Source organism: Nitrobacter sp. 62-23, assembly GCF_001897285.1.
GTDB lineage: Bacteria > Pseudomonadota > Alphaproteobacteria > Rhizobiales > Xanthobacteraceae > Nitrobacter.
This window is the reverse complement of sequence record NZ_MKSM01000024.1, coordinates 1-9,893: the sequence shown is the minus strand read 5'-3', so window position 1 is coordinate 9,893 and position 9,893 is coordinate 1. Positions and strand designations below refer to the sequence as shown.

The following is a 9,893-nucleotide window of genomic DNA, read 5'->3' as shown; positions in this document are numbered from 1 at the left end:
CCGGTATCGGCCGCGTCGCAGTCGCCACCGACACGTCCGAGATCGCGGCCGCGGTGACCGCCCATGGCGGCGAAGCGATCATGACGCGCGCCGACCACCCGTCCGGATCCGACCGCATCTTCGAGGCGCTCGGCAGGCTCGATCCCGAAGGCCGCATCGAGACAATCGTCAACCTGCAGGGCGACTTCCCGACCATCCGCCCCGACATTATCCGTGACGTGCTCCAGCCTCTGGCCGACCCCGCAGTCGACATCGCGACGCTGGCCGCCGAAATCCACACCGACGAGGAAGCCGTCAATCCAAACGTCGTCAAGGCCGTGGGATCGCAGGTCACGCCGCGACGGCTGCGCGCGCTCTATTTCACCCGCGCGACCGCCCCGCACGGCGACGGGCCGCGCTACCACCACATCGGGCTTTACGCCTATCGCCGCAAAGCCCTGCAACGCTTTGTCGAACTGCCGCCCTCGCCCCTGGAGCAACAGGAACGGCTCGAGCAGTTGCGGGCGCTGGAAGACGGAATGCGAATCGACATCATGATTGTGGACGACGTGCCGCGTGGCGTCGACACTCCCGCCGACCTCGAAACCGCTCGCCGGCTGCTCGCCGCCTCCCGCCAAACCGCCCGCTAAAAAGCTATCGCCAAAACCAGAGCGGCTGATAGAAGACCTGATGACCCAGACCATGAAAATCGCATTCCAGGGCGAGCCTGGCGCGAATTCGCACATCGCCATTGCCGATGCCTATCCCGACGCCGAGCCGTTGCCATGCGCGACCTTCGAGGACGCTCTCGCCGCGATCGCTTCCGGCGACGCCGCCCTCGGCATGATCCCGATCGAGAATTCGGTGGCCGGTCGCGTCGCCGATATTCACTACCTGTTGCCGCAATCCGGACTGTTCATCGTCGGCGAATACTTCCTGCCGATCCGCCATCAACTGGTGGCGCCGCGCGGCGCGGCGCTCGCCGGCATCAAGACCGTCGAAAGTCACGTTCACGCGCTGGGGCAATGCCGCCGCATCATCCGCAAGCTCGGGATCAGACCGATCATTTCCGGCGACACCGCCGGCGCGGCGCGCCTCGTCGCCGAGCGCGGCGACAGGAGTTGCGCGGCGATCGCCTCGCGCCTTGCCGCGGACATCCACGGCCTCGACATCCTGGCCGAGGACATCGAGGACGAGGCCCACAACACCACGCGCTTCGTGGTGCTGGCGCGAGAGGCCCGCTGGGCCGAACAGGGATCCGGGCCGCTGGTCACCAGCTTCGTCTTCCGGGTGCGCAACCTGCCGGCCGCGCTCTACAAGGCGATGGGAGGCTTCGCCACCAACAGCGTCAACATGACAAAACTCGAAAGCTACATGGTCGACGGCAATTTCTTCGCGACGCAGTTTTACGCCGATGTCGAAGGCCACCCCGACGACCGCGGGCTGACTTTCGCGCTCGAGGAGCTGAAGTTTTTCTCCAAGGAGCTTCGTATCGTCGGGGTCTATCCGGCCCACCCGTTCCGTGCGACCTTCCGCGAACAGGCGGGCTGATCGCAGCCTGCCGCGCGCTCGCACCTCGGCATAGTTGGGCAGCCTGACTACTGTTTTTTGATAAATTCTTTTTTCCCAAAAACTTTTTTATAAATTAGCGTAGCCTAACCAATGAGTTACTTGGCATAATCGCTGCCCACCAGACAAGTTTATCGAGATCTTTCGCCCTATATATCATGACGGTTGGGCTATTTCCCATCACATCAGGCAAGACTCCTGGGCTACTCTGTTTGGAATGCCTTGACTGAACCGCCGGCCGTCGAGGCGGCGCTCACTTTTCGAAGTGACTCGTCCTGCGGAAGATATCGAGGCCGACGAAGTGGAGTTTGACGAGCGATGATCGACCCTTCCGCTCCGGTGCATGACGACATTGCCGCGCAAAGACGCCCCGCGATCTCGTTCGAGTTCTTCCCGCCCAAGACGGAGGAGATGGAGCGCAATCTGTGGAACACCGTCACCCGCCTCGCGCCGCTGGACCCGAGCTTTGTCTCCGTCACCTACGGCGCCGGGGGATCGACCCGTGAACGCACCCATTCGACGATCGCGCGCATCCTGTCCGAAACCGAACTGCGGCCGGCGGCGCATCTGACTTGCGTCGGCGCCGCGCGCGGGGAAATCGACGAGATCGTCAGCCGCTATCGTGACATCGGCGTCCGCCATATCGTCGCGCTGCGGGGAGACCCGCCGGGCGGCATCGGCACCGTCTACAGCACCCACCCCGAAGGCTATCGCAGTTCGGCCGATCTCGTCGCCGGCATCAAGCGGCGGCACGGCGATATCGAAGTCTCGGTCTCGGCCTATCCCGAGAAGCATCCGGAAAGCCCCGACATCGATGCCGACATCGATGTCCTGAAGGCCAAGGTCGATGCCGGCGCGACCCGCGCCATTACCCAGGTGTTTTTCGACAACGACCTCTATTTTCGCTATCTCGATCGCGTCCGCGCCCGTGGCATCAACATTCCGATCGTGCCCGGCATCATGCCCATGCATAATTTCAGGCAGGCGAGGAACTTCGTGACCAGGGCCGGCACCACCGTGCCCTCCTGGCTCGCTGAAAAATTCGAGGGCCTCGACGACGACGCCGAAACGCGCAAGCTGGTCGCGGCGACTGTGGCGGCGGGACAGGTGCAAAAGCTCGCCAAGCGCGGCGTCGATGCGTTTCACTTCTACACCATGAACCGCGCCGATCTCGTCTTCACGATCTGCCATCTGCTCGGCATCCGCCCGGACGCCGCGCGGAAGGCCGCATAATTTTTATCTTCCGTCAGGCCCGTCCTCCGGGCATCCCTGTCTTGGCAGTCGATATCTTGGAAAAGACGTGGAGGCCGGGACCACAGGCGAGCAAAGCGACGCCGTTCTTCGAACGGCTATGCCCGGCCATGACGAATTGCAATCAGGTGATCTCGTGATCGACAAAGCAACCTCAGTAGCCGACAAATTCCGCGCCCTTGCACGCGAGCGCATTCTGGTGCTCGACGGCGCCATGGGCACCATGATCCAGCGGCTCGAACTCGACGAGGCGGCGTTTCGCGGCGAGCGGTTCAGAAATTTTCATCGCGACGTGCGCGGCAACAACGACCTTCTCATCCTCACCCAGCCGCAGGCGATCGAGGACATCCACTACGAATATCTCAAGGCCGGCGCCGACATCGTCGAGACCAACACGTTTTCCTCGACCTCGATCGCGCAGGCTGACTATGAGATGTCGGACCTCGCCTACGAACTCAACCGCGAGGGCGCGCGACTTGCACGCAATGCCGCGAAGCGCGCGGAATCCGGCGACGGCAGGCCGCGCTTCGTCGCCGGCGCCATCGGCCCGACCAACCGTACCGCGTCGATCTCGCCGGATGTCGCCAATCCCGGCTTCCGTGCCGTCACATTCGATGACCTGCGCAAGGCCTATGGCGAGCAGATCAACGGCCTGCTCGACGGCGGCGCCGACCTGCTGCTGGTCGAAACCATCTTCGACACGCTGAACGCCAAGGCCGCGCTCTACGCCATCGCCGAGATTGGCGAGGAGCGCGGCGTCGACGTGCCGGTGATGATCTCCGGCACCATCACCGACAAGTCCGGGCGGCTCTTGTCGGGCCAGTTGCCGGAAGCGTTCTGGCACTCGGTGCGGCACGCGAAACCGATCACCATCGGTTTCAACTGTGCGCTGGGCGCCGAAGACCTCCGCGCGCATGTCGCCGAGATCGGCCGCGTCGCCGATACGCTGGTGTGCGCCTATCCGAATGCGGGCCTGCCAAACGAATTCGGCCAGTATGATGAGAGCCCCGACTACATGGCGCAACTGATCGGCGAGTTCGCAGCTGCCGGCCTCGTCAACGTGGTCGGCGGCTGCTGCGGCACTACGCCCGATCATATCGCGGCGATCGCCGCCGCCGTCGCGCCGCACAAGCCGCGCGTGGTGCCGGTGATCGCCCCGCGGCTGCGGCTGTCGGGGCTGGAGCCGTTCTCGCTCACGGCGGACATTCCCTTCGTCAATGTCGGCGAACGCACCAACGTCACCGGCTCGGCGAAATTCCGCAACCTGATCAAGGCAGGCGACTACACCGCGGCCCTCGACGTGGCGCGCAGCCAGGTCGAGAACGGCGCGCAGATCATCGACGTCAACATGGACGAGGGCCTTCTGGACTCGGAAGCGGCGATTGTCACCTTCCTCAACCTGATCGCGTCCGAACCCGACATCGCCCGCGTGCCGGTGATGGTGGATTCGTCCAAGTTCTCCGTAATCGAGGCCGGACTGAAGTGCATTCAGGGCAAGCCGGTGGTGAACTCGATCTCGCTCAAGGAAGGCGAGGAGAAGTTTCTCCACGAGGCGCGGATCGCGCGCCGCCACGGCGCGGCCGTGGTGGTGATGGCGTTCGACGAGACGGGGCAGGCCGACACCTGTCAACGCAAAAAGGAAATCTGCAAACGCGCTTACGACATTCTGACGGAGAAGGTCGGCTTTCCGCCGGAAGACATCATCTTCGATCCGAACATCTTCGCCATCGCGACGGGTCTGGAGGAGCACAACAACTACGGGGTCGATTTCATCGAGGCGACGCGCTGGATCCGCCAGAATCTGCCGCACGCCCATATTTCCGGCGGCGTCTCCAACCTGTCGTTCTCGTTCCGCGGCAACGAGCCGGTGCGCGAGGCGATGCACTCGGTGTTCCTGTATCACGCCATCAAGGCGGGCATGGATATGGGCATCGTCAACGCCGGGCAGATGATCATCTATGACGACATCGACCCCGAACTGCGGCAGGTCTGCGAAGACGTCATCCTCAACCGCGATCCGGGCGCATCGGAGCGCCTGCTCAATCTCGCGGAAAAATTCCGTGGTCAGGGCAAGCAGGCCAAGGAAGCCGATCTCTCATGGCGCGAATGGCCGGTGGAGAAGCGGCTGTCTCATGCACTGGTCAACGGCATCACCGAATATATCGAGCAGGACACCGAGGAAGCGCGGCAGACAGCGGACCGCCCGCTGTCGGTGATCGAAGGTCCGCTGATGGCCGGCATGAACGTGGTCGGCGACCTGTTCGGCGACGGCAAGATGTTCCTGCCTCAGGTGGTGAAGTCGGCGCGCGTCATGAAGCAGGCGGTCGCCTATCTGATGCCGTTCATGGAAGAGGAGAAGGCGCGCAACCAGGCCGCCGGCATCGACAGTGCAAGCAGCACGTCCGCCGGCAAGATCGTGCTCGCCACCGTGAAGGGCGACGTCCACGACATCGGCAAGAACATCGTCGGCATCGTGCTCCAGTGCAACAACTACGAGGTGATCGACCTCGGCGTGATGGTGCCGGCCGCCAAGATCATCGAGACCGCGAAGGCCGAGAAGGCCGACATCGTCGGGCTCTCCGGCCTGATCACGCCCTCGCTGGACGAGATGGGCTATTTCGCGGCCGAGCTGGAGCGACAGGGCCTCGACCTGCCGCTGTTGATCGGCGGCGCCACCACCAGCCGCGTCCACACCGCGGTGAAGATCGATCCGAATTACCGGAGCGGCCCGGTGGTGCATGTCAACGATGCCAGCCGCGCCGTCGGCGTGGTCGCCTCGCTGATGTCGCCCGAGCGGCGCGAAGCTTACGCCGCCGGGGTGCGCGCCGAATACGAGAAGATTTCCGCAGCCCATTTCCGCGCCCAGCAGGACAAGAAGCGACTGCCGCTCAAGGCCGCGCGCGCCAATGCGGTGCCGATCGACTGGAGCAGCTATCGCCCCGTCAAGCCGACATTCCTTGGAACCAAAGCCTTTACCGATTATCCGCTGGAAGAGCTTGTGGAGGTGATCGACTGGACGCCGTTCTTCCAGGTCTGGGAGCTGACCGGACGGTACCCAGCGATCCTCGACGACAAGGTGGTGGGCGAGACCGCGCGCGCGCTCTACGACGACGCCCGCAAGATGCTGGATCGAATCGTCAAGGAAAAGTGGTTCAAGGCTTCCGGCGTGATCGGCTTCTGGCCCGCCAACCGCATCGGCGACGATATCGCCGTCTACAGCGACGAGAGCCGCACCACGCAGATCGCGACCTATCATACGCTGCGCCAGCAGCTCGAGAAGCGTGAAGGCCGCCATAACGCGGCGCTGGCGGACTTCATCGCGCCGAAGGAGAGCGGCATTGCCGACTATATCGGCGGATTCGCTGTCACCGCCGGGCTCGGCGAGGACGAAATCGCGGCGCGCTTCAAGAACGCCAATGACGACTACTCCTCCATCCTGGTGAAAGCGCTGGCCGACCGCCTCGCCGAAGCCTTCGCCGAACGGATGCATCAGCGCGTGCGCACGGAATTCTGGGGCTACGCACCGGACGAGGCGCTGACCAACGATCAACTCATCAGGGAAGAATATAAAGGCATCCGCCCCGCGCCCGGCTATCCGGCGCAGCCCGATCATACCGAGAAGGCGACGCTGTTCCGCCTGCTGGATGCGACCCGCGCCACCGGCGTCGAACTGACCGAGAGTTTTGCGATGTGGCCCGGATCTTCGGTGTCCGGTCTCTATTACAGCCACCCCGAGAGCCAGTATTTCGGCGTCGGCAAGATCGAGCGCGATCAGGTTGAGGACTACGCCGCGCGCAAGGGGATGGAGGTTGCCGAGATCGAGCGCTGGCTGGCGTCGATTTTGAACTACATTCCCGGCCGGTCCGGAAAGTCTGCCGCGACGCCGGTGCCCGCCCCCGCCAATGACGCTACCGCCGACGTCGCCAACCATCCGCCCGGCTGCCAGTGCGCGGTCCATTTGCAGCTTCGCAAGACCAAGGCGCAAGCGGGATAACCGGTGCAGACCTCCTACCCCGCCTCGTCGCTCGCCAATACGCCGCGCACCGCCGCCGCCCAACCTTTGAGTTTTCGCGTGCGCGTCGCCGCGCTCATGACGGGCTTGAAGCGGCGCTCGAGCCGCCAGTTGTCGGCGAATTTCGAAGGCTCCGGGAAAACACCGGCCGATAGCCCCGCCAGATACGCCGCGCCGAGCGCCGTGGTCTCCTGAATGACGGGGCGGTCGACCGGCGCATCGAGGAGATCGGCGAGGCGCTGCATGGTCCAGTCCGAGGCGGTCATGCCGCCGTCGACGCGCAGAACGGTGTGGGCGGCGGTGTCCGGCCAGTCGGCGCGCATCGCCGCCAACAGATCAAACGTCTGGTAGCAGACGCTCTCCAGCGCCGCGTGAGCGAGTTCAGCCGGTCCCGTGTTGCGCGTCAGGCCGAACAGCGCACCGCGCACATTCGGATTCCAGTAAGGCGCGCCCATGCCGACAAAGGCCGGCACAAGATAGACCGATTGCGTAACGTCGGACCTGTCGGCCAAGGGTCCCGTCTCGGATGCCTGCCTGATCAGACCAAGGCCGTCGCGCAGCCACTGCACCGCGGAGCCTGCGACGAAGATGGAGCCTTCCAGCGCGTAGGTGCGCTGGCCGTTCAACTGACAGGCGATCGTCGTCAGCAGCTTGTTCTTCGAGGCGACCGGCGTCGCGCCGGTATTGAGCAGCGCAAAACAGCCGGTGCCGTAAGTCGACTTGATCATGCCGGGGGCGAAGCACGCCTGCCCCGCCACGGCGGCCTGCTGGTCGCCGGCGATTCCCCGGATTGCGATCGGCGCGCCGAACAGCCCGGCCACGCTGTCGCCGAAATGCGTGGACGAATCCTTCACCTCCGGCAGCATCGCGCGGGGCACCTTCAGGACGTCCAGAAGCTCGTTATCCCATTGCCCGGTGTGAATGTTGAACAGCAGCGTGCGCGAGGCGTTGGTGGCGTCAGTCGCATGGACCTTGCCGCCGGTCAGCCGCCACAGGAGATAGCAGTCCACGGTGCCGAACATCAGTTCGCCGCGCAGCGCGCGTGCGCGCGCGCCGGGTACGTGGTCGAGAATCCAGGCGACCTTGGTGCCGGAGAAATAGGGATCGACGATCAGGCCGGTCTTCGCCGCTATCGCGGGCTCATGGCCGTCGGCCTTCAGCCGCGCGCAGATATCCGCGGTGCGGCGATCCTGCCAGACGATGGCGCGATGCACCGCCTTCCCGGTGGCGCGGTCCCAGACCACCGTTGTCTCGCGTTGGTTGGTGATACCGATGGCGGCGATGTCTTTCGGCGTGACGCCAGCCTTCGTCATCGCCTCGCGGCAGGTCGCAACCGTCGAGGTCCAGATATCCTCCGGCTCGTGCTCGACCCAGCCTGACGCCGGAAAGTGCTGCGGGAATTCCTGCTGGGCTATCGCGGCGATGGAGATGTCGTCGCGAAACACGATCGCGCGCGAGGACGTGGTACCCTGATCGATGGCGAGAACATGGGTGGCCATGATGGTTTTTCCAGAAGTAGCATGCGTGACGATCGGCAAGGCAAGCGGATTGCGTCTCGGTGGTCAAGCCGGAGTACATCCGTTTTGATTCACGTTCCTCGTCGCGACAAGGTAAGATACATGACGGCTCATCCAATCAGGCCCTTGCGGAACAAACCATCCTCTCTTGTCCATAACCCTTCAACAACCGAAAGACCCTCGATGAGACTGGTAAAGATCATACTGACTGGCTCCGCGCTCGCGATCGCCGGTGCGACGGCCCATGCCCAAAAAACGCCCGCGATCAAGGAAACGCCGCCGCCGGCGGGGACCCATAAAGGACTGGTGACGGTCGTCGACCGGCTCAACGGCACGATCGCGATTCGAACGGAGCCGGATGCGGCGAAGGATGCAGCGAAAGCTGCGGATGGCGCAAAAGCAGGGGGAGAAAAGGTCGAGGTGCCGAAAGCCGAGGCGCCGAAACCGGAGGCAAAAGCCGATGGCCCGACCGAGCAGTTCAAGATCGACCTCAAATTATCCGAGACCGTACATGCCGGCGACAAGGTGAAGTACTCGGTCAGCGAAAGCGGCGACCCCAAAACCATTACAAAGATCGAGGCGGAGTAAGGCCCGGCGCGTCAGAGTCTTCCCGCTTCTGACGGAATCAGAAGCGGGGCTCTATGATTTTGATTTGACGCGTTTTCTCCACGCGAACCGGTATCCACTTCGCTCGAAAACGCTCCAAGCGATGCATACCGGACGCCGCGAAAGCGGCGATCCGGAAGTCCATCCATCCTTCCGGGGATTCAGGGTCCGCGCATCCGCGGTTTACTGCACCACCTCGAACAACCCGGCCGCGCCCATGCCGCCGCCGACGCACATGGTGACGACGGCATATTTCGCCTTGCGGCGCCGTCCCTCGACCAGCGCGTGGCCGGCAAGGCGCGCGCCCGACATGCCGTAGGGATGGCCGACCGAAATCGCGCCGCCATCGACGTTCAATTTCTCCGGATCGATGCCGAGCCTGTCGCGGCAATAGATCACCTGCACCGCGAACGCCTCGTTCAGTTCCCACAAGTCGATGTCATCGACGGTGAGGCCGTGGCGCTTGAGCAGGCGCGGCACGGCGAACACCGGACCGATGCCCATTTCATCGGGCTCGCAGCCGGCGGCGACGAAACCGCGGAAGATGCCGAGCGGCTTGAGATTGCGCTTGGCCGCCTCCTTGTCGCTCATGATGACGGCGGCGCTGGCACCGTCCGACAACTGGCTGGCATTGCCGGCGGTGATCGTGAAACCCTCGCCGCGCACCGGCTTGAGGTTGGCGAGACCTTGCGCCGTGGTATCCGGACGCGGACCTTCATCCTGCGACAGCGTCACATCCCTGTATGAAACCTGCCTGGTCTCCTTGTCGACGACCGCCATCCTGGTCGGGATCGACGCCAGCTCATCCTTGAACCTGCCGGCCTGCTGCGCCGAAGCCGTGCGGCGCTGGCTTTCCAATGCGTATTCGTCCTGCGCCTCGCGCGGGATGCCATAGCGCTTCGCCACCACTTCGGCGGTGTCGATCATCGGCATGTAGACCTCGCCCTTGATCTCGAGCA

6 protein-coding genes and 1 pseudogene (1 of these 7 running past the window's edge) are annotated in these 9,893 nt (G+C 64.0%); 5 read left to right on the top strand and 2 right to left on the bottom strand.

Translation table 11 applies throughout. The features are described 5' to 3' along the window. The 4 genes and pseudogenes from BGO16_RS02745 to metH form a co-directional block, all read left to right on the top strand. Positions 1 to 629: pseudogene (locus BGO16_RS02745) on the top strand (3-deoxy-manno-octulosonate cytidylyltransferase) (it extends 66 nt beyond the left edge of the window). A gap of 40 nt (positions 630 to 669) precedes the next feature. Then, positions 670 to 1,530: a prephenate dehydratase gene (locus tag BGO16_RS02740; protein WP_292617071.1), complete on the top strand. Its 861-nt coding sequence runs from the start codon at positions 670 to 672 to the stop codon at positions 1,528 to 1,530. Between the two features lie 336 nt (positions 1,531 to 1,866). Further along, the gene (metF, locus tag BGO16_RS02735) at positions 1,867 to 2,781 is read left to right on the top strand and encodes a methylenetetrahydrofolate reductase [NAD(P)H] (RefSeq protein ID WP_292617070.1); all 915 of its coding nucleotides are present in this window, start codon (positions 1,867 to 1,869) and stop codon (positions 2,779 to 2,781) included. A gap of 154 nt (positions 2,782 to 2,935) precedes the next feature. After that, positions 2,936 to 6,793 (top strand): methionine synthase, encoded by a 3,858-nt coding sequence (gene metH / locus BGO16_RS02730; protein ID WP_292617068.1) that lies wholly within the window; start codon positions 2,936 to 2,938, stop codon positions 6,791 to 6,793. Between the two features lie 14 nt (positions 6,794 to 6,807). Here metH and glpK read toward each other — a convergent pair whose 3' ends face one another. Next, entirely contained in the window at positions 6,808 to 8,310 is a 1,503-nt protein-coding gene (gene glpK, locus BGO16_RS02725; protein WP_292617067.1) for a glycerol kinase GlpK, read from the bottom strand. 201 nt (positions 8,311 to 8,511) lie between these two features. Between glpK and BGO16_RS02720 the strand changes: the two genes are divergently transcribed. Further along, positions 8,512 to 8,916, top strand: coding sequence for a hypothetical protein (locus tag BGO16_RS02720; RefSeq protein WP_292617066.1), 405 nt, complete (start codon positions 8,512 to 8,514; stop codon positions 8,914 to 8,916). Between the two features lie 201 nt (positions 8,917 to 9,117). Here the strand turns inward: BGO16_RS02720 and BGO16_RS02715 are convergent. Beyond that, a partial coding sequence (locus tag BGO16_RS02715; RefSeq protein ID WP_292617064.1) for an acetyl-CoA C-acyltransferase occupies positions 9,118 to 9,893 on the bottom strand: 776 nt, incomplete at its 5' end.

What these genes read in the sequence shown, in the direction of transcription:
- BGO16_RS02740 (WP_292617071.1), top strand. Translation starts at nt 670, where the DNA reads ATGACCCAGACCATGAAAATCGCATTCCAGGGCGAGCCTGGCGCGAAT.
- metF (WP_292617070.1), top strand. Translation starts at nt 1,867, where the DNA reads ATGATCGACCCTTCCGCTCCGGTGCATGACGACATTGCCGCGCAAAGA.
- glpK (WP_292617067.1), bottom strand. Translation starts at nt 8,310, where the DNA reads ATGGCCACCCATGTTCTCGCCATCGATCAGGGTACCACGTCCTCGCGC.
- BGO16_RS02720 (WP_292617066.1), top strand. Translation starts at nt 8,512, where the DNA reads ATGAGACTGGTAAAGATCATACTGACTGGCTCCGCGCTCGCGATCGCC.